The organism is Aquibium oceanicum (assembly GCF_001889605.1).
Taxonomy (GTDB): domain Bacteria; phylum Pseudomonadota; class Alphaproteobacteria; order Rhizobiales; family Rhizobiaceae; genus Aquibium; species Aquibium oceanicum.
The window spans coordinates 587,503-608,496 of record NZ_CP018171.1 but is presented as its reverse complement, the minus strand read 5'-3'; the positions used below and the strand labels follow the sequence as shown (position 1 = coordinate 608,496).

Here is a 20,994-nt window from a genome sequence, read left to right as displayed (position 1 = left end):
CGGCAAACGAACGGGGCGGCGGGCGCCGCCCCATCCAACCACTCAGACGCGCGGCGCGGTTCGATCCCTTGCCGCGCGCTTCGGGATTTACAAAACGATGTCATCTTCCGGTTCCGGCCCTTCTCAGCGCCAGCTTCGCGTCGGCGAGCAGGTTCGCCATGCGCTATCCGACGTGCTGACGCGCGGCGAGGTGATCGACGACGTGATTGCCAGCACCGTGATCTCCATCACCGAGGTCAGGATGTCGCCCGATCTCAAGATCGCGACGGCCTATGTCTCGCCGCTCGGCGTGCAGGACGGGCAGGCGGTGATCAAGGCACTGGCGCAGAATGCGAAGTTCATCCGTGGGCGCGTCTCGCCGGCGCTGCGGCAGATGCGGTCGATGCCGGAGTTCCGCTTCCGGCTCGACACGAGCTTCGACAACATGGCCAAGATCGACGAACTGCTGCGCTCGCCCGAAGTGGCGCGCGACCTCGACAAGGAGGACGACGACTGATGGCGCGGCGTGGCAAGAAGAAGGGCCGGCCGATCTCGGGCTGGGTGGTGTTCGACAAGCCCGTGGGCATGGGCTCCACCGAGGCGGTCTCCAAGATCAAGTGGCTGTTCAAGGCGGACAAGGCCGGGCATGCGGGCACGCTCGATCCGCTCGCGTCCGGCATGCTGCCGATCGCGCTCGGCGAGGCGACCAAGACGGTGCCCTACGTGATGGACGGCGCCAAGGTCTACCGGTTCACGGTGACCTGGGGCGAGGAGCGCCTGACCGACGATCTCGAGGGGCCAGCGACGAAGACCTCGGACAAGCGGCCGACGGAAGAGGAAATCCGCGCGGTGATGCCGAACTACACCGGCGTGATCATGCAGGCGCCGCCGCAGTTTTCCGCCATCAAGATCGCCGGCGAGCGGGCTTACGACCTCGCCCGCGAAGGCGAGGTGCTGGACATTCCCGCGCGCGAGGTCGAGATCGGCCGGCTCGACCTGGTGGAGCGGCCCGACGACAGCCGCACTGTGTTCGAGGTCGAGTGCGGAAAGGGCACCTACGTGCGCTCGCTGGCGCGCGACATGGGCCGCGACCTCGGCTGCTACGGCCACATCTCGGAGCTGCGGCGGACCGAGGTCGATCCGTTCACGCCGGAAGACCTGGTGACCCTTCCCGAACTCGAAGCCGCGGCCGCCGACGCGGCGCCGCGCGGGGAGGCGGGCGAAGACGGGCGCATCGACGATCCGCGCAGCGAGAAGGAGCGGTTCGCGCCACTCGACGCGCTGCTGGTGGAGACTGGGGCGGCGCTCGACTGCCTGCCACAGATCGCCATTTCCGACGACGCGGCGACCAAGATCAGGCTCGGCAACCCGGTAATCGTGCGCGGGCGCGACGCGCCGGCGGAAGCCGACGAAGCCTGCGTGACCGCGCGCGGGCGGCTGGTGGCGATCGGCGCCGTGGAGGCTGGGATGTTCAAGCCGAAGCGTGTCTTCGTCGGCTAAGGACATGCCAGTTCCGCCGCGGCGGACTTGCGAACGGCAGCGAATTGCGCCGTAGTGCGCGAATGACGAAGAAGAAGAACAAGTCGAGACTGGTGTCCAGACGCCGCGCGCCGGTCGGCTCGCCGCCGGGAACGCTGCTGCCGGACGAGGGCGCCTCGCCGACCAGCGTCCGGCTGACGATCATCGAGAACGATGCCGTCGAACACATTCCCGAAGCGCCCGTCGCGGTGGTGGAGCAGGCGCTGCGCTCCGACAAGCGCGTGTGGGTCGACGTCATCGGACTGGCCGACCTCGGCCTCCTCCAAGCGATCGGGGACCTGTTCTCGATCGACCCGCTGGCGCTCGAGGACATCGCCAACACCAACCAGCGGCCAAAGGTGGATACCTACGCGGATCACGCGCTCATCGTTGTGCACATGTTCGACGGGGTCAGCGTCTCCTCCAAGGAACAGTTCTCCATCCTGTTCGACAAGCGCCACGTCGTCACCTTCCAGGAGCGGCCGGGGGACTGCCTCGAACCGGTGCGCAAGCGCCTGGACATGCCGGCCGGACGCCTGCGCCAGCGCGGGACGGCGTATCTGGTCTACGCGCTGCTCGACACGATCCTGGATGCCTATTTCCCCGTGCTGGAGAACATCGGCGAAGAACTCGAGGAACTGGAGGACAAGATCACCCAGGACCCCGAGCCGGAGGACGTCACGCGGCTGCACGGGCTGAAGCGCGACCTGCTGGTGGTCAAGCGCGCACTGTGGCCGGCGCGCGAGATGCTGTCGGGCATGACCCGCGAGGAGCTCGGCATCATTCCGCAGGACGTGCAGCACTTCCTGCGCGACACCTACGACCACGCCATCCAGCTGATCGACATCACCGAGACCTACCGCGAACTCGCCATGGGGCTGCTCGACCTCTATCTCTCCAGCGTCTCGACGCGGATGAACGAGGTGATGAAGGTACTGACGATCATCTCGACCATTTTCATCCCGCTGGGCTTCCTGGCCGGCGTGTGGGGCATGAACTTCGATCGCGAGGCGTCACCCTGGAACATGCCGGAGCTCGGCTGGCGCTACGGCTATCCGATGGCGCTGGTGGTGATGGCGGCGATCGCGCTGGGGCTGCTTTATCTGTTTCGAAGGAAGAAGTGGCTGTAAGGGAGGACGCCGCTGCGGCAACGGGCGGGACTCGACGAGCCCGCTCTTCCTCCTCCCAGGAAACCTACCGCCATGACCAAACTCCTCATCGCCGGTGCGATACTGGTGCTTTCGTGTGGGATTCCCGCCGGTTCAGCACTGGCTTGCGGCGGCGCGCCGGTCTGCACGGTGGTCGATCCGACCGGAACGCCGCTCAACGTCCGGGCAGGCCCGAACGGAAAGATCCTGTCGAGCCTGAAGAAGGGCTCGATGGTGGAGGTGATCGAGCACCGCGATCACGACGGAAAGCGCTGGGCCCTCGTGGCGAAGTATGCGGAAGCGTGGGGGTGGGTCTTCGGCGCCTACCTGCGGTGCGGTGGCGAAGACGAGATGGGCAAGATCTGCACCGTGGCGGATCCGACCGGCACGCCGCTCAATATCCGCGAGGAACCCAACGGCTCGATACTGGGCACGTGGACCAATGGCGTGCGCGTCCGGCCGTACGAGGAGAAGAAGCACAACGGAAAAGTCTGGTACGCGGTGGAACGCGTTGCAGACGACAATTCGGAAGGGTGGGTCTTCGACCCGTACCTGAAATGCGAGGAAGACCAAGGCCACTGAACCGGCATCGGCCCGCGGACGCGGAGGCCCGCCACTCACGGTCAGGTCCGCCAGGTTTTACCGCTGGCATTCGCGCCCGTTTTGCACTATATGCGCCGCACATCGCGCTTTTTTCGCGCCATGTGTACCCGGCCCCCGCTGGACGACATCCCGGCCGTGGGCGACCTTTTCCTGATACAGACAGAAAGGAACACGATGTCGATTACTGCCGAGCGCAAGCAGGAACTGCTCAAGGAATACGCGACCGCGACGGGCGACACGGGTTCGCCCGAAGTCCAGGTCGCCATCCTGTCGGAGCGCATCAAGAATCTGACCGAACACTTCAAGGGCCATGCCAAGGACAACCATTCCCGGCGCGGCCTCCTGAAGCTGGTCTCCCAGCGCCGCTCCCTCCTCGACTACCTGAAGAGGAAGGACCAGGGGCGCTACCAGACGCTGATCGAGAGACTCGGACTGCGTCGCTAGAACCATCCGGCCGGCGGCGTTCCGAAAGGGGCGCCGCCGGCCGACCATCCGGGCCGAGACGAACGAGGCCCGCCCGGTTTCCGAAGAGACGTGGCTGTCGCGGAAACCGCCCATGGACCGGTCATGGGGCAGGATTGCAGGATGCCCGGAGCGCGCGACGAGCGCCCCATTCCGGACCTCCCGTTGTCTTGCCCGTGGCTCGGCCCGAACGCTGCCAAGGGGGAAAGGCTGCCCGCGCCGAACGAGCGCGGCCCCTTTCCGCATATGAAAGACGAAACATGTTCAATCACCACAAAGTGGAAATCGAATGGGGCGGCCGTCCGCTCATCCTCGAAACCGGCAAGATCGCGCGCCAGGCTGACGGCGCGGTGCTCGCCACCTACGGCGAGACCGTCGTGCTCGCCACCGTCGTGTCGATGAAGGAGCCGAAGCCCGGCCTCGACTTCTTCCCGCTGACCGTCAACTACCAGGAAAAGACCTTCGCGGCCGGCAAGATCCCCGGCGGCTTCTTCAAGCGCGAAGGCCGTCCGAGCGAGAAGGAGACGCTGACCTCGCGTCTCATCGACCGGCCGATCCGTCCGCTCTTCGCCGACGGCTACAAGAACGACACGCAGATCGTCTGCACCGTGCTGCAGCACGACCTCGAGAACGATCCCGACATCCTGTCGATCGTGGCCACCTCGGCGGCCCTCACGCTGTCGGGCGTACCCTTCATGGGTCCGATCGGCGGCGCCCGTGTCGGCTTCATCGGCGGCGAGTACGTGCTCAACCCGCACATCGACGAAATGCCGGAATCCAAGCTCGACCTCGTCGTGGCCGGCACCTCCGACGCCGTGCTGATGGTGGAATCCGAAGCCCAGGAACTGTCGGAAGACGTGATGCTCGGCGCTGTCATGTTCGGCCACAAGGCGTTCCAGCCGGTGATCGACGCGATCATCAAGCTGGCCGAAGTGGCGGCCAAGGAGCCGCGCGACTTCACGCCTCCGGACTATTCGCAACTCGAAGCCGAGATGCTGAAGATCGCCGAGGACGAGCTTCGCGCCGCCTACAAGAATGTCGACAAGCAGCAGCGCTACGCCGCCGTCGACGCGGTGAAGGCGAAGGTGAAGGCGGCGTTCGCGCCGGCCGAGGGTGAGGACGCCAAGTGGACGTCCGAGCAGATCGGCACCGTGTTCAAGGAACTCCAGGCCAAGATCGTGCGCTGGAACATCCTCGACACCGGTTCGCGCATCGATGGCCGCGACCTCAAGACGGTCCGCCCGATCGTCTCGGAAGTGGGCGTCCTGCCGCGCACGCACGGCTCGGCGGTGTTCACCCGCGGCGAGACGCAGGCGATCGTGGTCGCCACGCTCGGCACCGGCGAGGACGAGCAGTTCGTGGATGCCCTCACCGGCACCTACAAGGAGACCTTCCTCCTGCACTACAACTTCCCGCCCTATTCGGTGGGCGAGACCGGCCGCATGGGTTCGCCCGGGCGCCGCGAGATCGGCCACGGCAAGCTCGCCTGGCGCGCCATCCGTCCGATGCTTCCGGCCGCGGACCAGTTCCCCTACACGCTGCGCGTGGTCTCCGAGATCACGGAGTCCAACGGCTCGTCCTCGATGGCGACCGTCTGCGGCACCTCGCTGGCGCTGATGGATGCCGGCGTTCCGCTGGCCAAGCCGGTGGCGGGCATCGCCATGGGCCTGATCAAGGAAGACGAGCGCTTCGCGGTGCTGTCCGACATCCTCGGCGACGAGGACCATCTCGGCGACATGGACTTCAAGGTGGCCGGAACGACGGGCGGCATCACGTCGCTGCAGATGGACATCAAGATCTCCGGCATCACCGAGGAGATCATGAAAGTGGCGCTCGACCAGGCCCGTGGCGGCCGCGAGCACATCCTCGGCGAGATGGCCAACGCGATCACCGAGGGCCGTTCGGAACTGGGCGAATTCGCCCCGCGCATCGAGGTGATGAACATCCCGACCGACAAGATCCGTGACGTGATCGGCTCGGGCGGCAAGGTCATCCGCGAGATCGTCGAGAAGACCGGCGCCAAGATCAACATCGAGGACGACGGCACGGTGAAGATCGCCTCTTCGAACGCCAAGGAGATCGAGGCGGCGAAGAAGTGGATCCACACCATCGTGGCGGAGCCGGAAGTGGGCGAGATCTACGAGGGCACGGTCGTCAAGACCGCCGACTTCGGCGCCTTCGTCAACTTCTTCGGCCCGAAGGACGGCCTCGTGCACATCTCGCAGCTGGCGCCGGAGCGCGTCCAGAAGACCACCGACGTGGTGAAGGAAGGCCAGAAGGTGTTCGTGAAGCTCATGGGCTTCGACGAGCGCGGCAAGGTCCGCCTCTCCATGAAGGTCGTCGACCAGGAGACCGGCAAGGAGATCGTCCGCGAGAAGCGCCAGGACGGCGAAGAAGACGCCGCCTGAGGCTTCACGAGACGAGAGTTTCCAGCGGGCGCGCCTTTGGGCGCGCCCGTTTTCATTGACAGGCCCCGCATGTCCGGCACTGCTTCCAAGACCCTCTTTCATCCCTTCGAGACCGAAGCGCTCGCCGCCCCGGCGGGGACGCGCGCCATCTTCCTTGGAGCCGCTCCCGGCTTTCGACCGCCCTCCGACTTCGGTTCGCACCTCGATGCCGTGCAGGGATTTCGTCCGGATTTCCTGGCGCTGAAGCGGGAAGGCGCCAACGTGCGGCCTGAGGCGGAGGGACGGGACTACGACCTGGCGCTGATCCTTCTCGACCGGCACAGGGGCCAAAACGAAGCCTGGCTGCGCGAGGCCTTGGGCAGGACGAGGCCCGGCGCGACGATCGCGGTTGCCGGTACCAAACAGGACGGCGTGGACAGTTTTCGAAAGCGCGTTTCCGGCGAAGTGACGATCGACCGCCTGTCGAAGCATCACGGGGTGGTCTTCTGGTTCTCCCGGCCGGCGGACGCCGACCTTGAAGGGTCGGATCTCATGCGCGATCCCGACCCGACGCTCGTGGAGGGTCGCTTCCACACCGCGCCCGGCATGTTCTCGCACGACCGGATCGATCCGGCGTCGCGGCTGCTGGCGGAAAACCTGCCGCTGACGATCGCCGGCCGCGTCGCCGATTTCGGCGCGGGATGGGGCTATCTTTCGAGCGAGGTGCTGGCGCGCGACGGCGGGATCACGGGGCTCGATCTCTTCGAGGTGGACTTCGCTTCGCTGGAGGCGGCCAAACGGAATCTTGCAGAGGCCGGAGCGTCCTTACCGAAGGGCTTCTTCTGGCGCGACCTCTTGCAGGAGAAGGTGGAGCGGAATTACGATTTCATCGTGATGAACCCGCCGTTCCATCAGGGAAGGGCGGCGGAACCGGGGATCGGCCAGGGGATGATCCGCGCCGCGTCGGCGGCGCTCAAACCGGGAGGGCGTCTATTCCTGGTGGCGAACCGGGGGCTGCCCTACGAGGCGGCGCTGGCCAGCGGTTTTGCCGCCTCCGGCGAAACCTGCCGCGACGACCGATTCAAGGTGTTGTGGGCGAAGCGCTGACGTGAAAGGCGTCGCGATGTTTCGGCGCGGCGCTTTCGGGAGACAAGCTCCGGCGCTCAGTGCACTGCTACGCGCCGCACTTCGATCGCCTCGCCGTCGCGGATGACGAGCGGCGCGGGCTTTCCGTAGAGATAGCCCTGGAAGACGTCGCAACCGGCAGCACGCAGCAGCGTCGCCTGGTCCTCCGTCTCCACGCCCTCGGCGATGGTGTGGACGCCGAGCGCCCGCGACAGCCCGACGATCGTCGAGACGACGGCGCCGCCATTGTCCTTCTCGATGCGGCTGACGAAGGACTTGTCGATCTTCAGCTTCTGGAAGGTGAAGTCCATCAGGTAGGACAGGTTGGAATAGCCGGTGCCGAAATCGTCGACGGCGACCGAGATGCCGAGTTCGGAGAGCTCGCGCAGGATCGCGGCGGCGCGCTCCTTGTCCTGCATCATCGCCGTCTCGGTGACTTCCAGCTCGAGACGGCTGGCGTCGAGGCCGGTCTTTTCGAGAACGGAACGGACGTAGCGGACGAAATCCTTGGTCATGAACTGGACGGGCGAGATGTTGACCGCGACGAAGCAGTCGTCCGGCAAGATCCTGGCGTCCTCGCAGGCCTTGTGCAGCACCCATTCGCCGATCGGGCCGATCATGCCGGTTTCCTCGGCGATCGGCACGAATTCCATCGGGGAGATTGCGCCGCGCTCGGGGTGGTTCCAGCGCAGCAGCGCCTCATAGCCGACGATGCGGCCTTTCATGAGGTCCATCTGCGGCTGGTAGTGAAGGTCGAAATCGCCACGCTGGAAGGCCGCGTGCAGTTCGGACTCGATCCACTGGCGGTGCTCGGCCACCTGTCCCATCTCGGAGCTGAACACTGCCCAGCCGCCGATGCCGGAGGCGCGCGCGTTCTGGAGCGCGAGGTTCGAGCGGCGAAGAAGCATGACCGGGTCGTTTCCGTCCTTCGGCAGCGCCACCAGGCCGGCCGACAGGTTGACCGTCTGCTGGTGCGTGGGAAGGCGGTAGGGCTTGGTCATCTCGTCGATGAGCCGGTCGATCATCCGGTCGATGCGATCCACGACCTTGCTTTCCGGCACGAGAACGGCGAACTCGCCGGCGCCGATGCGCCCCAGGACGACACCGTCGGGAAGGCTCTTCTTCAGCCGGCGCGAAAAGGCGCGAATGAGCTGGTCGCCCTGGCTGTAGCCGATCGCATCGTTGATCTGCTTGAACCGGTCGATGTCGACGTCGATCATGTAGACGGGTTCGCCGCTGCGCACGGTCGCGATGGCGGCTTCGGCGATCTTGCCGATCATGGCGGTGCGGGAATGAAAGCCGGAGAGCTTGTCGACCTGGGTTTCCTGGAAGACGAAGCTGGCGGATTCGTCCACGCCCGCGAAGAAGGAAAGCGCGGTACCGGCGGCCGCCAGGGCGCAAAGCGCGGCGATGACGCCGCCGATCATCTGCGGGGGCATTTCCCGCAGGTTCCCGCCAAGTCCGAGCTCGAACGCCCACAGCCCGATGATCAGGCTGCCCAGACCCGCACTGGCGATCGTGATCAACCTGAAAAGCGGCGACCGATTCGGATTCTTCACTGGCTGCATCTGCAAAATGCCTTTCACTTGCACATGCACCCTAGCGGAGGAACTTTGAAGATTCGGTTCCGCGAATCCTAAAATTCTACGAAACGGCCTTTTTTGACGGTCATTCCAGCTTCTTCAACTGATCGAGCACCGGCATCGATACGATGTGATAGCCGCTGTCGACGTAGTGGACCTCGCCGGTGACGCCGCTCGCGAGATCCGAAAGCAGGTAGAGCGCCGATCCGCCGACCTCGTCGATGTTGACCGTGCGGCGCAGCGGCGAATTGCGCGCCTGGTAGGAGAACATGTGGCGCGCGTCGCTGATGCCGGCGCCGGCGAGCGTGCGCACGGGGCCGGCGGAGATCGCGTTGACGCGGATGCCGCCGGGCCCAAAATCGTTGGCGAGATAGCGGACGCTCGCCTCGAGGCCAGCCTTGGCGACGCCCATGACGTTGTAGTTCGGCATGACGCGCATCGAGCCGGCATAGGTGAGGGTCAGCATCGCGCCGCCGGACTGCATCAGCTCCGCCGACCGGCGTGCCACCTCGGTGAAGGAGAAACACGAGATCACCATGGTGCGCACGAAGTTCTCGCGCGTGGTGTCGGCGTAGCGGCCCTTGAGCTCGTTCTTGTCCGAGAAGCCGATCGCATGGACGATGAAATCCATGCCGCCCCACTCGGTCTTCAGGGCGTCGAAGACGGAATCGATGGAAGCGCCGTCCTCGACGTCGCAAGGCAGGATCAGCTTCGCGCCGACTTCCTCCGCCAGCGGCTTCACGCGGCGACCGAAGGCCTCGCCCTGGTAGGTGAAGGCCATCTCGGCGCCCTGCTCGCGCAGGCGCCGGGCGATGCCCCAGGCGAGCGAATGGTCGTTCGCGACGCCCATGACGAGCCCGCGCTTGCCTTTCATCAGGTCCTGCATGACGGAAAAGTCCTATGCGTAGCGCTGGAACACGAGGGTCGCGTTCGTTCCGCCGAAGCCGAACGAGTTGGAAAGGACGGTATCGATCCTGGCATCGTCGATCCGCTTGCGCACGATCGGCAGGCCCTCGAACTCGGGATCGAGTTCCTCGATATGGGCGCTCTCGCCGATGAAGCCGCCCTGCATCATGAGGATGGAGTAGATCGATTCCTGCACGCCGGCGGCGCCGAGCGAATGGCCCGTCAGCGACTTGGTGGAGGAGATGTGCGGGATTTCGTCGCCGAACACCTCGCGCACGGCGCCCATCTCGCGCTGGTCGCCGACCGGCGTGGAGGTGCCGTGGGTGTTGATGTAGTCGACCTTTCCGTCGACGGTGGCGATGGCCTGCTTCATGCAGCGGACGGCGCCCTCCCCGGACGGCGCGACCATGTCGTAGCCGTCGGAGGTGGCGCCGTAGCCGACGATTTCGGCGTAGATCTTCGCGCCGCGCGCCTTGGCGTGCTCCAGCTCTTCGAGGATCAGCACGCCCGCGCCGCCGGCGATGACGAAACCGTCGCGCGCGATGTCGTAGGCGCGCGAGGCGACCGCGGCACGGTCGTTGAACTTCGACGACATGGCGCCCATGGCGTCGAAGAGGTTCGACATGGTCCAGTCGAGGTCTTCGTGGCCGCCGGCGAAGACGACGTCCTGCTTGCCCCACTGGATGAGCTCGTAGGCATTGCCGATGCAATGCGCCGAGGTGGAGCAGGCCGACGAGATCGAATAGTTCACGCCGTGGATCTTGAACCAGGTGGCGAGCGTCGCCGAGGCGGTCGACGACATCGCCTTGGGCACGGCGAAGGGGCCGATGCGCTTGGGGCTGCCGTTCTTGACCGTGGTTTCGGCGGCTTCGACGATCGTCTTCGTCGAGGGTCCGCCGGACCCCATGATGATGCCGGTGCGCTCGTTGGTGACGTCGGAGGATTCCAGCCCCGCGTCGGCGATCGCCTGTTCCATGGCGACATGGTTCCAGCCCGCGCCCTTGGAGAGGAAGCGCATGGCGCGGCGGTCGACGAGCTCGGCGGGATCGAGGGTGGGATTGCCCCATACCTGGCAGCGGAACCCGTGCTCGGCAAAGGAATCGGAGAAGCTGATGCCCGAGCGGGCATCGCGCAGGGACGCCTGCACCTCATCGGCGTTGTTGCCTATCGAGGACACGATACCAAGACCGGTCACGACGACGCGTCTCATGTTGGGCTCCTTCCCGCTGCGCGGCCTTGCGAACCGCGACTGCGACCTGAACTCATCGATGGCCGATCAGGCCGCGCTCTGTTTCGACAGGCCGACCTTGAGGTCCGTTGCCTGGTAGATGGTCTCTCCGTCGGCCTTCAGCCAGCCGTCGGCGATGCCCAGTACCAGCCGTCCGCGCATGACGCGCTTGAAGTCGACGCCGTACTCGACGAGCTTGACCGACGGCGTGACCATTCCCTTGAACTTCACCTCGCCGGTGGAGAGCGCCATGCCCTTGCCGGGCTCACCCAGCCAGCCGAGATAGAAGCCCGTCATCTGCCACATGGCGTCGAGGCCGAGGCAGCCGGGCATGATCGGATTGCCGATGAAATGGCAGGCGAAGAACCAGAGGTCGGGCTTGATGTCGAACTCCGCCCGGATGCAGCCCTTGCCGTGCGCGCCGCCGGTCTCGGAGATCTCCGTGATCCGATCGAACATCAGCATCGGCGGAGCCGGCAATTGCGCGTTGCCCGGTCCGAACAGCTCGCCGCGTGCGCAGGCGAGCAGTTCCTCATAACCGTAGCTCGATTTCCGGTCCGCCATGTATTCCTTCCCGCTGCCGCCGGCGAAGCGCCGATCCATCCTGCCGTCCCGCCCTGCCTCCAGCGGGAAAATCGACGCTTGCGCTTATCGCGATGAGGTGCACGGGTCAATGTGCGCACGCTCGCGAGCGTTGATACCATCGAACGAGTTTGCGGCGAAACGCGCCGCCGGAAGGCCCCGCTTGGCAGTAAACACTGGCGGGAATGTGGTGACCGGACCGGACGTGCCGCGGCCCAGGGGGACGTCCCGACCCGGCCGGCGGCTTGACAAAACATCGTGATCCGATTGAACCGCGACGGCGGCGGCCATATGTCGGGGGCCAAAGGACGTGCCGTCGCAGACGGTGGCAGGATCTATGGCAGTCATCAGGTTCTTCTTCAGACTGTTCTCGGTGCTGGCTCTCGCCGTCGCCGTGATCATGGCGGTGATCGATGCGACCCGGTCGGTCGCGGCGAACGACATCGTGCTGACGCCGCTCGGATCGAGCTGGTACGCTGTCTCTCCCGACACGCTGAACCTGGCGCAGGCAATGGTGCAGCGATACCTTCTGCCCGCGATCTGGGATCCGGTCGTGGTGACGATCCTGACCCTGCCGGGCTTCGCCGTCTTCCTGGTGCTGTCCCTGCTGTTCTATCTCATCGGGCGCAGGCCCTCTCGGCGCCTCGGCCGTCTCGGGCACGTCGGCGGCTGAGGCCAACAAAGGAGCGACCAAATGTTCTTCCTGGGTGACCTTCTGAACAAGAAACAGAACATGCCGAAGCCGGAAGATGCGCTTCGCGGCCGCGACAAGGCCATTCCGACGGCGACGAAGCATTACGTCAACGACCGGCCGATCCACGGCCCCTATCCGGAAGGTCTGGAGACCGCCTATTTCGGGATGGGCTGCTTCTGGGGCGCCGAGCGCCTGTTCTGGCAGACGCCCGGCGTGTGGGTGACGGCCGTCGGCTACCAGGGCGGCTATACGCCGAACCCGACCTACCAGGAGACCTGCACCGGGCTGACCGGCCACGCCGAGGTTGTGCTGGTGGTCTACGGTCCCAAGGAGGTATCCTATGCCGACCTCCTGAAGATCTTCTGGGAAAGCCACGACCCGACCCAGGGCATGCGCCAGGGCAACGACGTCGGCACGACCTACCGGTCGACGATCTACGCATCGACGCCGCAGCAGCTCGAACAGGCGCAGGCCTCGCGCGACGCCTACCAGGCGGAGCTCAACCGGGCCGGACGCGGCAAGATCACCACCGAGATCGCCGAGGCGCCGGAATTCTACTTCGCCGAGACCGAGCACCAGCAGTATCTTGGCAAGAACCCCGGCGGCTATTGCGCGCTGCGGGGCACGGGCGTGTCTTGCCCGGCGCCGGCGGTGGCCGCGGAGTAACCCGCGGCCGGCGACAGCCGCCTTTTCCGGAAGGTCAAATTTCCGCGTGAATTTTGCGCGCCGACATGCAACATTGACCGGGAGCGGGGGCATTCCCTGCCCGGTCCCGCGTCAACTGTGCCGCGCGACGGACCGCAAGAACAACCGCAAGAAACCAACAGGGTGTGGATCAATATGAAGCGTTTCGTCATCGGCCTGCTGGCCGCAACCGCAATGTCCGTTCCGGCACTGGCCCAGGACGAGATCGCTCCGGCGATCATCTACGATCTCGGCGGCAAGTTCGACAAATCCTTCAACGAGGCCGCCTATAACGGCGCCGAGAAGTTCAAGTCGGAGACCGGCGTCGAGTATGTCGAGTTCGAGATCTCCAACGACGCGCAGCGCGAGCAGGCCCTGCAGCGCTTCGCCGACGACGGCCGCAACCCGATCGTCATGGCCGGCTTCTCCTGGGCCGCGGCACTGGAAAAGATCGCTCCCGAGTATCCCGACACGGACTTCGCCATCATCGACATGGTCGTCGATGCGCCGAACGTCCGTTCCGTCGTCTATAAGGAACAGGAAGGTTCCTACATCGTCGGCGTGCTTGCGGCGATGGCTTCCGAGACCGACAAGGTCGGCTTCATCGGCGGCATGGACATCCCGCTGATCCGCAAGTTCGGCTGCGGCTATGTCGGCGGCGCCAAGGCGGCCGGCGCGACCGAGGTGATCCAGAACATGACGGGCGACACCCCGGCGGCCTGGAACGACCCGACGAAGGGCGGCGAGATCGCCAAGTCGCAGATGGACCAGGGCGCGGACGTGATCTACGCCGCGGCCGGCGGCACCGGCGTGGGCGTGCTCCAGGCAGCGGCCGACGCGGGCAAGCTCGGCATCGGCGTCGATTCCAACCAGAACGGCCTGCAGCCGGGTCACGTCCTGACCTCGATGGTCAAGCGCGTCGACGTGGCGGTCTACAACGCCTTCATGGACGCCAAGAACGACCAGTTCACCTACGGCTTCAACAGCCTGGGCCTCGCCGAGGACGGCGTCGGCTACGCCATGGACGACAACAACAAGGATCTCGTCACCCAGGAGATGATCGACGCCGCGGAGAAGGCCAAGGCCGACATCATCGCCGGCACGATCGAGGTGCACGACTACATGTCGGACAATTCCTGCCCGTACTGATTTCCGCAACCAGCGGAAACGACGATCCGCCGGGCATCGCCCGGCGGATTTGTTTTTTCGGCCAGCCTCCCATCGGACGGCTCGCGGACGGCGCGACACCGAATGGTTACCGTCCGCGCAGACATTCGTCCGAGTGGTGTGGACGTTTCCGGAGGCCCAAGGCGGCGTCGCGATCCTTCAGAATCGCTTGCCGCGCTTCAAGTTTCCGCTCTTGTGCATGTCGTTTTCCCGAGAACTGTTTTTTTCTCGGGAGATATGCTCAAGCGCCGCAGAGGACGAAAAGCTCGGAGCATCATGACCGGAAACGCCCGCCGCCTTTCAGCCCTTTTCCTGCTTCTGCTCGCCGGGATTCTCGCCGGCGCCCAGCTCGGCAAGATCGCGCCCCTCGTCGGCTGGTACCAGGCGGAAGCCGGACTGACGCTGGTGACGGTCGGCTGGCTGACCTCGACGCTCGGGGTCTTCGTCGCGCTCGCCGCCCTGCCGGCCGCCTTCGCGATCGACAGGGCGGGCATGTATGCCTCCTTCGTCGCGTCCTCGGCCGCGCTGGCACTGGGCGGGGTCATCCTGGCCCTGTCGCAATCGCCTGCGCTTGTCCTCGCCGGCCGGCTGGTCGAGGCGATCGGTTATCTGGTGATCGTGATCGCCACCCCCGCCCTGCTGGCCGCGCTGGCGCCGCCGCGGCTGAAGGCGCCGGCGCTGGCGATCTGGGGCGGTTTCGTGCCGCTCGGCTACGCCGTGGCGGATTTCTCGGCCGCCGCCATGCTGCCCTCGCTTGCGCCGCAGATCTATCTCCTGACGATCGCGCTCGCCTTCGCCGGGCTTGCGCTCGCGGCCGCGCTGTTCGCCTTCGGCCTCGAACCGATCGGCCACGCGGCGAAACGGGGCGACCGCGCGGCACCGCTCTCCGCCACGTTCACGCCCAAAGTCGGGGCGATCGCGGCGGCGTTCGGCGCCTACGTGATCCTGTCGCTCGGTTTCTTCAGCTTCCTGCCGAAATTCGCCAACGAAGAGGGGGCGATCCTGCTCTCAGCCGGGGTCGTGGCATTGCTGGTCCCCTTCGGCAACATCCTGGCCGGCTTCCTGGTTGAGGGACGCGACGCGCGCTTCACCGCCTTTCTGACCGCGGCCGCTTTCGCCGTCAGCGCGACGGCGGCGGTGCCGTTCTTCTCCTCCTCGAACCCGGCACTCGCGACCGGGGCCGCCGTCGTGTTCTCGATCGCCGGGGGCGTCATCGCATCGTGCCTGTTCGCCAGCGTTCCCTCGGTGGTTCCGGCGGGCGGATCGGTGGCGGTGGGGATCGGCCTCGTGGCACAATCGGGCGGCATCGGAACCCTCATCGGCCCGCCGATCGCCGGCTACGTCATCTCGAACTTCGGCTGGCCGGGCTTCGGCTGGTTCCTGGCGGTGCTGTCGGTCGCCGGGATCCTGTGCCTTATCCCGCTGGTGCGGCGGCAGAAGGTGCCGGACTGGCAGACCTGACCCTTCGCGGGCGCCCGGGCCCGGTCAGGGGCGCGGCAGCGTCTGAGCGGTGCCCTGGAAGAGCGTCTCGCCTCCGGGGCGGTCGAGCGCCGCCTCGGCCGGTGTGGCGGCCGTGACACTGTAGGACTGGCCGGGCTGCGGCGGCGGTAGATGGGGACCGCGCCAGCGCAGCGGCCCCGCATGCGATACGGTTCCGAGCCGCACCGGTCCGGTCGCCTCGTCGAAACGCGTCCACAACTGCAGCACCCGCCCTTCGGTCGGCAGGTCCATGTCGAGCGGCAGGAAGCGCAGATCGTCGCTTTCGGTAATTTCGAGAATGCCGGCGATGTTTCCCACGGCGTCCGAGAGCCGCACCAGCGCGATGGGGTCGGCCGGGCCGGAGAACCGGTCTCCGGCCACGTAGCCCGCGCCGCCGACCGCCGCCAGAGCGGCGATGAGCGCGGCTCCCCGCCAGCCGCCGAGCGGGGCCTGGGTCGAGGAGCCGGACATGGGTTGGGGGCTACGCTCGGCAGGCTGTGCGAGAGCGGCGTCGCGCATCTGTGGCAGGCCGGCGATGGCATCCTGCACCGAACGCCAGAGATCGCCCTGGTCCGCGTGGGTGCCTGACCGAAGGCGTTCGGCAAGGCGGATCACGGTTTCGCGGAACTTCGGGTCGCGCTCGAGGTCGCGTTCGGCGCGCTCACGCTCCGCCTGGCTCATGCGGCCCATGATGTAGTCGCCCGCGCGCTCGATGCGGTCGCCTTCGCTGCTCATCCCTGACACCCGGATTGAAGCTCGTCCCGGGCGAAATTCTAGGCCATTGCGGCTTCGCTGGGAACTGCCCGGTCGATGCCGGTGCGGAAAAATCGTGCCGGACCGCTACCAGTGCGGCGGTTTGGTGACCGGCACGTCGGGCGCGGTGCGCTCCTCGACCGCCAGGAAGCGCTCGGTCAGGACTTCGAGCTTCCTGCGCATCCCGTCGATGGTCTTCCACTGCTCGGCGATCTGGCCCGACAGTTCCTCGATGGTGCGCTCCTGTTCGGCGCAGAGCGCCTCGAGCGTCACCAGGCGTTCTTCCGGCGAACTCATCCGCAAAGCTCCTCGAGCGCGGCGCGCAGGGCATCGCCCAGCGGCCTGGGGCGGCGGGTGTGTGCATCAACGTAGACATGGACGAAGAAGCCCTCCGCCGCCGCGATGTCCTCGTCGTTGCGGAAGAGGCCAACCTCGTAGCGGACCGACGAACTGCCGAGCCGCGCGACACGAAGCCCGGCCGTGACTACGTCGGGGAAGGCCATTTCGGAGAAGTAGCGGCAGCCGGTCTCCACCACGAGCCCGATCTGGTCGCCGCCGCGAATGTCGAGCACGCCCTTCTCGATCAGCCAGCCGTTCACGGCGGTGTCGAAAAGCGAATAATGGACGACGTTGTTCATGTGGCCATAGACGTCGTTGTCCATCCAGCGCGTATGGATCGTGCGGAAGGCGCGGTAGGCCGAACGGTCGGAGGGGGCTGGGCGGTCGCTCACCAGGCGGCCCGGTAGATCGCCAGCGCGTCGGTCTCGGCGACGTCACGGGGATTGTTGACCAGGAGGCGCGTCTGCTTCATCGCGTCGGCCGCCATCTTCGCCAGATGCTCCTCGCCGATGCCGACGTCGCGCAGGCGCGGCTGGAGGCCGACGCGGGCCGACAGGGCGGCCAGCGCCTCGATGAAGGCGGCGCAGCGTCCCTGGGTTCCTTCCTCGGCGCCAAGGTGCGGGAAGGCGTCGGCGGCGATCTCGGCGTAGAGATGCGCGGCCTGCGGGGCGTTGAAACGCAGCACGTGCGGCAGGACCAGCGCGTTCGAGAGCCCGTGCGGCACGTGGAAGGTGCCGCCGATGGGATAGGCGAGCGCATGGACGGCGGCGACCGGCGAGTTGGCGAAGGCCTGGCCGGCGAGCATGGAGCCGAGCAGCATGGCGCCGCGCGCGGCGATGTCCTTGCCGTCGTTCACCGCGGTCTCGATGTTGGCGCCGAGAAGCTGCAGCGCCTGGCGGGCCAGCGCGCGCGACAGCGGGTTGTTGTTGGCGCTCTTCGAGGCGTAGGCCTCGATGGCGTGGACCATGGCGTCGATACCGGTGGCGGCGGTGATGGACGGCGGCAGGCCGAGCGTCAGTTCCGGATCGAGGACGGCGACATCGGGCAGGATGACGGGCGAGGAGACGCCGCGCTTTTCCTCCTCGCCGACGGTGATGATGGAGACGGGCGTGACCTCGGAACCCGTGCCGGAGGTGGTCGGCACCAGCGCCAGCGGCAGGCGCGGGCCCTTCGCGTTGCCGACGCCCCAGGCCTGGTCGAGGTCCTCGCCCGAGCCGACGAGCAGCGCGGCGAGCTTGGCGACGTCGAGCGAGGAGCCGCCGCCGAAGCCGACGACGCCGGTGGCGCCCGCCGAACGGCCGGCCTCTACCGCGGCCGTCAGGGTCTTCAGCGGCGGATCGGCCTCGACCTTGTCGAAGACGCTCACCGTCACGCCTTCCGCTTCCAGCGAGGCGATCGCGGGATCGCACAGGCCGAGGGAGCGCAGGCCGGGATCGGTGACGAACAGGACTGACTTGCCAAGCTTGCGCGCGAGCAGGCCGCCGATACGTCCCGCGACGCCGTTCTCGAAAACGATCTGCGGGGTGGTGTTGAAGGTGAAGGGTGCGAATGCCGGATTTGTCATGGCGCGGAAATTGACAAGGTGCCGCGCTTTTGTCGAGAGTAGCGGCGGGAGATTGGCAACCGTTCCTGGTCATGATAGCAGTTTTGACCAAACGATAAAAAATCGAGGGGAAACGGTTGCATGGCGCAAGCTGCAATCGAACTCAAAGGCATCAACAAGAGCTTCGGCGCGGTTCGCGCCAACCGCGACATCGACATCGAGATCGCGCAGGGCACGATCCACGGCATCATCGGGGAGAACGGCGCCGGCAAGTCGACGCTGATGTCGATCCTCTACGGCTTCTACCAGGCCGACAGCGGCGAGATCTTCGTCAAGGGCGAGAAGGCTTCGATCCATACACCGAACGACGCCATCGCCGCCGGCATCGGCATGGTGCACCAGCACTTCATGCTGGTGGAGAACTTCACGGTGCTGGAAAACATCATCCTGGGCGCGGAAGGCGCCTCGCTGCTCAACAAGGGCATTGCCCGGGCGCGGTCTGAACTGCAGCGGCTGGAGAAGGAATACGGGCTCGAGGTCGATCCCGACGCGGTGATCGAGCAGCTGCCGGTCGGCCTGCAGCAGCGCGTCGAGATCCTGAAGGCGCTCTACCGCGGGGCGGAGATCCTGATCCTCGACGAGCCGACGGGCGTGCTGACGCCGCCCGAGGCGGACCACCTGTTCCGCATCCTGCGCATGCTGAAGGACCAGGGCAAGACGATCGTCCTCATCACCCACAAGCTGCGCGAGATCATGGCGGTGACCGACAACGTCTCGGTCATGCGGCAGGGCACGATCGTGGCGACGCGCAAGACGGCCTCGACGACGGTGGAGGAACTGGCCGAACTGATGGTCGGTCGTCGCGTGCTGCTGCAGGTGGAAAAGGGCGCGGCCAAGCCCGGCGATTTCAAGCTGTCGGTCAAGAACCTGACGGTGAAGGACGGGCGCGGCGTCACCATGGTGGACGACGTGTCGTTCGACGTGCGCGCCGGCGAGATCGTCGGCATCGCGGGCGTCGCCGGCAACGGACAGTCCGAGCTGATCGAGGCGATTGCCGGCACGCGCAAGGCGGAAACCGGATCGGTGACCATGGACGGCAATCCGATCGACGTGACCGGCACGGCCGATCCCGCCGAACTGCGCAAGCGCGGGCTGGCGCACGTGCCGGAGGACCGGCACCATGTCGGGCTGGTGCTGCCCTTCGAGGAGAACGAGAACGCGATCCTGGGCTACCACGACGACCCGAAATTCCTGAACGGCGCGTTTCTGAACATCGACGCGATCCGCGGCGACGCGCGCGAGAAGATCGAGAAGTACGACATCCGCCCGGCCGACTGCCGGCTGCGCACGGCGAATTTTTCCGGCGGCAACCAGCAGAAGATCGTGCTGGCGCGCGAGATGGAGAACGATCCGGGCGTATTGATCGTCGGCCAGCCGACGCGCGGCGTCGACGTCGGCGCGATCGAGTTCATCCACAAGCAGCTGATCGCCATGCGCGACCAGGGCAAGGCGGTGCTGCTCATCTCCGTCGAACTCGACGAGATCCGCTCGCTGTCGGACCGCATCCTGGTGATGTTCGACGGCCGCATCGTCGGCGAGCGCGGGCCGGACGCGACCGAGGGCGAGCTCGGCCTGCTGATGGCCGGCGTCGAAGCGCAGGAGGCGGCGGAGTAGATGGCGACACCCTACGCGAAGCTGCCGGCCTGGGCCGATTACGGCCTGATCCCGCTCATCAATCTCGTCGTCGCCTTCCTCGTGGCGGGGCTCGTCGTGCTGCTCGTCGGCGAAAGCCCGATTCAGGCCGCCACGCTGCTGATCAAGGGCGCCTTCGGCTCGGGGGCCGGCATCGGCTACACGCTCTACTACGCGACGAGCTTCATCTTCACGGGGCTCGCGGTCGCGGTCGCCTTCCACTGCGGCCTGTTCAACATCGGCGGCGAAGGCCAGGCCTATGTCGGCGGGCTGGGGGTGGCGCTGGTGTGCCTCGGCTTCGACTCGGTGTTTCCCTGGTGGATCAACTTTCCGCTGGCGATCATCGGCAGCGCTGCGATCGGCGCCTTCTGGGCGATGATCCCGGCCTATCTGCAGGCCAAGCGCGGCAGCCACATCGTCATCACGACGATCATGTTCAACTTCATCGCGGCCAGCCTGATGGTCTACCTGCTGGTCGGCCCGCTGAAGCCGCTGAACTCAATGGCGCCGCAGACGCGCACCTTCGCGGCCGACGCGCACCTGCCCAAGCTCGACTGGCTGCTGGAAATGTTCGGCGCGACGATCCGCTCGACGCCGCTCAACCTCTCCTTCCTGCTTGCGCTGGTGATGGCCGTGGCGGTGTGGGCGCTGATCTGGCGCACCAGGCTGGGCTACGAGATCCGCACCATGGGCTTCAGCCCGAAGGCGGCACGCTACGCCGGCATCGGCGAGGCACGCATCATCGTCATCACCATGATGATCTCCGGCGGCCTGGCCGGCATGATGGCGCTGAACCCCGTCATGGGCGACCAGCACCGGTTGCAGCTCGACTTCGTCACCGGTGCCGGCTTCGTCGGGATCGCGGTGGCGCTGATGGGACGCTCGCACCCGGCCGGCATCGTGCCGGCGGCGATCCTGTTCGGCATGCTCTACCAGGGCGGGGCGGAAATCTCCTTCGTCATGCCCAACATCTCGCGCGACATGATCGTCATCATCCAGGGACTGGTGATCCTGTTCGCCGGCGCGCTGGAGCACATGTTCCGGCCCGCCGTGCAGGCGGCGTTCGCGAGCCTGAGCCCGCGCTCGATGGGCATGGGCACGGCAGGGCGGGAGGGGACCTGA

At 66.4% G+C, this 20,994-nt stretch carries 21 protein-coding genes; 13 read left to right on the top strand and 8 right to left on the bottom strand.

The annotated features are described in order from the left end of the window. Positions 1-97: 97 nt before the first annotated feature. From rbfA to BSQ44_RS03035, 7 genes are all read left to right on the top strand, one after another. Complete coding sequence (gene rbfA, locus BSQ44_RS03065) at positions 98-496, top strand: 30S ribosome-binding factor RbfA (RefSeq protein WP_072601887.1); 399 nt, start codon at positions 98-100, stop codon at positions 494-496. Continuing rightward, on the top strand, positions 496-1,479 hold the full coding sequence (gene truB / locus BSQ44_RS03060) for a tRNA pseudouridine(55) synthase TruB (RefSeq protein ID WP_072601886.1): 984 nt from the start codon (positions 496-498) through the stop codon (positions 1,477-1,479). The genes rbfA and truB overlap by 1 nt, the downstream gene beginning before the upstream one ends. Positions 1,480-1,541: 62 nt before the next feature. Then, positions 1,542-2,627 carry a magnesium/cobalt transporter CorA gene (gene corA, locus BSQ44_RS03055; RefSeq protein WP_072601885.1) on the top strand — a complete coding sequence of 362 codons (1,086 nt, stop codon included), beginning with the start codon at positions 1,542-1,544 and terminating at the stop codon, positions 2,625-2,627. A gap of 72 nt (positions 2,628-2,699) precedes the next feature. Then, entirely contained in the window at positions 2,700-3,227 is a 528-nt protein-coding gene (locus tag BSQ44_RS03050; protein WP_072601884.1) for an SH3 domain-containing protein, read from the top strand. A 195-nt stretch (positions 3,228-3,422) separates the two neighbouring features. Further along, on the top strand, positions 3,423-3,692 hold the full coding sequence (rpsO, locus tag BSQ44_RS03045; RefSeq protein WP_072607822.1) for a 30S ribosomal protein S15: 270 nt from the start codon (positions 3,423-3,425) through the stop codon (positions 3,690-3,692). Between the two features lie 278 nt (positions 3,693-3,970). Next, positions 3,971-6,118: a polyribonucleotide nucleotidyltransferase gene (gene pnp / locus BSQ44_RS03040; RefSeq protein WP_072601883.1), complete on the top strand. Its 2,148-nt coding sequence runs from the start codon at positions 3,971-3,973 to the stop codon at positions 6,116-6,118. A 69-nt stretch (positions 6,119-6,187) separates the two neighbouring features. Beyond that, complete coding sequence (locus BSQ44_RS03035; RefSeq protein ID WP_072601882.1) at positions 6,188-7,204, top strand: class I SAM-dependent methyltransferase; 1,017 nt, start codon at positions 6,188-6,190, stop codon at positions 7,202-7,204. Between the two features lie 56 nt (positions 7,205-7,260). Here the strand turns inward: BSQ44_RS03035 and BSQ44_RS03030 are convergent, their stop codons facing one another. The 4 genes from BSQ44_RS03030 to fabA all read right to left on the bottom strand — a co-directional run bounded on the left by BSQ44_RS03030 (position 7,261) and on the right by fabA (position 11,503). Then, positions 7,261-8,790 carry a putative bifunctional diguanylate cyclase/phosphodiesterase gene (locus BSQ44_RS03030; protein ID WP_072601881.1) on the bottom strand — a complete coding sequence of 510 codons (1,530 nt, stop codon included), beginning with the start codon at positions 8,788-8,790 and terminating at the stop codon, positions 7,261-7,263. 100 nt (positions 8,791-8,890) lie between these two features. After that, positions 8,891-9,691: an enoyl-ACP reductase FabI gene (fabI, locus tag BSQ44_RS03025; RefSeq protein WP_072601880.1), complete on the bottom strand. Its 801-nt coding sequence runs from the start codon at positions 9,689-9,691 to the stop codon at positions 8,891-8,893. Between the two features lie 12 nt (positions 9,692-9,703). Beyond that, complete coding sequence (gene fabB, locus BSQ44_RS03020) at positions 9,704-10,921, bottom strand: beta-ketoacyl-ACP synthase I (protein ID WP_072601879.1); 1,218 nt, start codon at positions 10,919-10,921, stop codon at positions 9,704-9,706. 66 nt (positions 10,922-10,987) lie between these two features. After that, positions 10,988-11,503, bottom strand: a complete 516-nt coding sequence (gene fabA, locus BSQ44_RS03015; RefSeq protein WP_072607821.1) for a 3-hydroxyacyl-[acyl-carrier-protein] dehydratase FabA — start codon at positions 11,501-11,503, stop codon at positions 10,988-10,990. 355 nt (positions 11,504-11,858) lie between these two features. Between fabA and BSQ44_RS03010 the strand changes: the two genes are divergently transcribed. The 4 genes from BSQ44_RS03010 (at position 11,859) to BSQ44_RS02995 (ending at position 15,527) form a co-directional block, all read left to right on the top strand. Beyond that, positions 11,859-12,194: a hypothetical protein gene (locus BSQ44_RS03010; RefSeq protein ID WP_072601878.1), complete on the top strand. Its 336-nt coding sequence runs from the start codon at positions 11,859-11,861 to the stop codon at positions 12,192-12,194. Between the two features lie 21 nt (positions 12,195-12,215). After that, a complete protein-coding gene (gene msrA / locus BSQ44_RS03005; protein WP_072601877.1) occupies positions 12,216-12,881 on the top strand; it encodes a peptide-methionine (S)-S-oxide reductase MsrA in 666 nt (221 codons plus the stop codon). A gap of 174 nt (positions 12,882-13,055) precedes the next feature. Then, a complete protein-coding gene (locus BSQ44_RS03000) occupies positions 13,056-14,048 on the top strand; it encodes a BMP family lipoprotein (RefSeq protein ID WP_072601876.1) in 993 nt (330 codons plus the stop codon). 294 nt (positions 14,049-14,342) lie between these two features. Next, positions 14,343-15,527 (top strand): MFS transporter, encoded by a 1,185-nt coding sequence (locus BSQ44_RS02995; RefSeq protein ID WP_072601875.1) that lies wholly within the window; start codon positions 14,343-14,345, stop codon positions 15,525-15,527. Positions 15,528-15,551: 24 nt separating this feature from the next. Here the strand turns inward: BSQ44_RS02995 and BSQ44_RS26480 are convergent, their stop codons facing one another. The 4 genes from BSQ44_RS26480 to BSQ44_RS02975 form a co-directional block, all read right to left on the bottom strand. Further along, positions 15,552-16,280 carry an anti-sigma factor domain-containing protein gene (locus BSQ44_RS26480; RefSeq protein WP_072601874.1) on the bottom strand — a complete coding sequence of 243 codons (729 nt, stop codon included), beginning with the start codon at positions 16,278-16,280 and terminating at the stop codon, positions 15,552-15,554. A 105-nt stretch (positions 16,281-16,385) separates the two neighbouring features. After that, complete coding sequence (locus tag BSQ44_RS02985; protein ID WP_072601873.1) at positions 16,386-16,595, bottom strand: SlyX family protein; 210 nt, start codon at positions 16,593-16,595, stop codon at positions 16,386-16,388. Further along, positions 16,592-17,029, bottom strand: a complete 438-nt coding sequence (locus BSQ44_RS02980) for an acyl-CoA thioesterase (protein WP_072601872.1) — start codon at positions 17,027-17,029, stop codon at positions 16,592-16,594. Before BSQ44_RS02980 ends, BSQ44_RS02985 begins: the two co-directional genes overlap by 4 nt. Continuing rightward, on the bottom strand, positions 17,026-18,201 hold the full coding sequence (locus tag BSQ44_RS02975; RefSeq protein WP_072601871.1) for an iron-containing alcohol dehydrogenase: 1,176 nt from the start codon (positions 18,199-18,201) through the stop codon (positions 17,026-17,028). The genes BSQ44_RS02980 and BSQ44_RS02975 overlap by 4 nt, the downstream gene beginning before the upstream one ends. A gap of 120 nt (positions 18,202-18,321) precedes the next feature. Between BSQ44_RS02975 and BSQ44_RS02970 the strand changes: the two genes are divergently transcribed. Together BSQ44_RS02970 and BSQ44_RS02965 are read left to right on the top strand one after the other, a co-directional pair. After that, positions 18,322-19,854 carry an ABC transporter ATP-binding protein gene (locus BSQ44_RS02970; protein ID WP_072601870.1) on the top strand — a complete coding sequence of 511 codons (1,533 nt, stop codon included), beginning with the start codon at positions 18,322-18,324 and terminating at the stop codon, positions 19,852-19,854. After that, positions 19,855-20,994: an ABC transporter permease gene (locus tag BSQ44_RS02965; RefSeq protein WP_072601869.1), complete on the top strand. Its 1,140-nt coding sequence runs from the start codon at positions 19,855-19,857 to the stop codon at positions 20,992-20,994.

Coding starts and splice junctions, on each gene's coding strand:
- rbfA (WP_072601887.1), top strand. CDS start 98: ATGTCATCTTCCGGTTCCGGCCCTTCTCAGCGCCAGCTTCGCGTCGGC.
- truB (WP_072601886.1), top strand. CDS start 496: ATGGCGCGGCGTGGCAAGAAGAAGGGCCGGCCGATCTCGGGCTGGGTG.
- corA (WP_072601885.1), top strand. CDS start 1,542: ATGACGAAGAAGAAGAACAAGTCGAGACTGGTGTCCAGACGCCGCGCG.
- BSQ44_RS03050 (WP_072601884.1), top strand. CDS start 2,700: ATGACCAAACTCCTCATCGCCGGTGCGATACTGGTGCTTTCGTGTGGG.
- rpsO (WP_072607822.1), top strand. CDS start 3,423: ATGTCGATTACTGCCGAGCGCAAGCAGGAACTGCTCAAGGAATACGCG.
- pnp (WP_072601883.1), top strand. CDS start 3,971: ATGTTCAATCACCACAAAGTGGAAATCGAATGGGGCGGCCGTCCGCTC.
- BSQ44_RS03035 (WP_072601882.1), top strand. CDS start 6,188: ATGTCCGGCACTGCTTCCAAGACCCTCTTTCATCCCTTCGAGACCGAA.
- BSQ44_RS03030 (WP_072601881.1), bottom strand. CDS start 8,790: ATGCAGCCAGTGAAGAATCCGAATCGGTCGCCGCTTTTCAGGTTGATC.
- fabI (WP_072601880.1), bottom strand. CDS start 9,691: ATGCAGGACCTGATGAAAGGCAAGCGCGGGCTCGTCATGGGCGTCGCG.
- fabB (WP_072601879.1), bottom strand. CDS start 10,921: ATGAGACGCGTCGTCGTGACCGGTCTTGGTATCGTGTCCTCGATAGGC.
- fabA (WP_072607821.1), bottom strand. CDS start 11,503: ATGGCGGACCGGAAATCGAGCTACGGTTATGAGGAACTGCTCGCCTGC.
- BSQ44_RS03010 (WP_072601878.1), top strand. CDS start 11,859: ATGGCAGTCATCAGGTTCTTCTTCAGACTGTTCTCGGTGCTGGCTCTC.
- msrA (WP_072601877.1), top strand. CDS start 12,216: ATGTTCTTCCTGGGTGACCTTCTGAACAAGAAACAGAACATGCCGAAG.
- BSQ44_RS03000 (WP_072601876.1), top strand. CDS start 13,056: ATGAAGCGTTTCGTCATCGGCCTGCTGGCCGCAACCGCAATGTCCGTT.
- BSQ44_RS02995 (WP_072601875.1), top strand. CDS start 14,343: ATGACCGGAAACGCCCGCCGCCTTTCAGCCCTTTTCCTGCTTCTGCTC.
- BSQ44_RS26480 (WP_072601874.1), bottom strand. CDS start 16,280: ATGAGCAGCGAAGGCGACCGCATCGAGCGCGCGGGCGACTACATCATG.
- BSQ44_RS02985 (WP_072601873.1), bottom strand. CDS start 16,595: ATGAGTTCGCCGGAAGAACGCCTGGTGACGCTCGAGGCGCTCTGCGCC.
- BSQ44_RS02975 (WP_072601871.1), bottom strand. CDS start 18,201: ATGACAAATCCGGCATTCGCACCCTTCACCTTCAACACCACCCCGCAG.
- BSQ44_RS02970 (WP_072601870.1), top strand. CDS start 18,322: ATGGCGCAAGCTGCAATCGAACTCAAAGGCATCAACAAGAGCTTCGGC.
- BSQ44_RS02965 (WP_072601869.1), top strand. CDS start 19,855: ATGGCGACACCCTACGCGAAGCTGCCGGCCTGGGCCGATTACGGCCTG.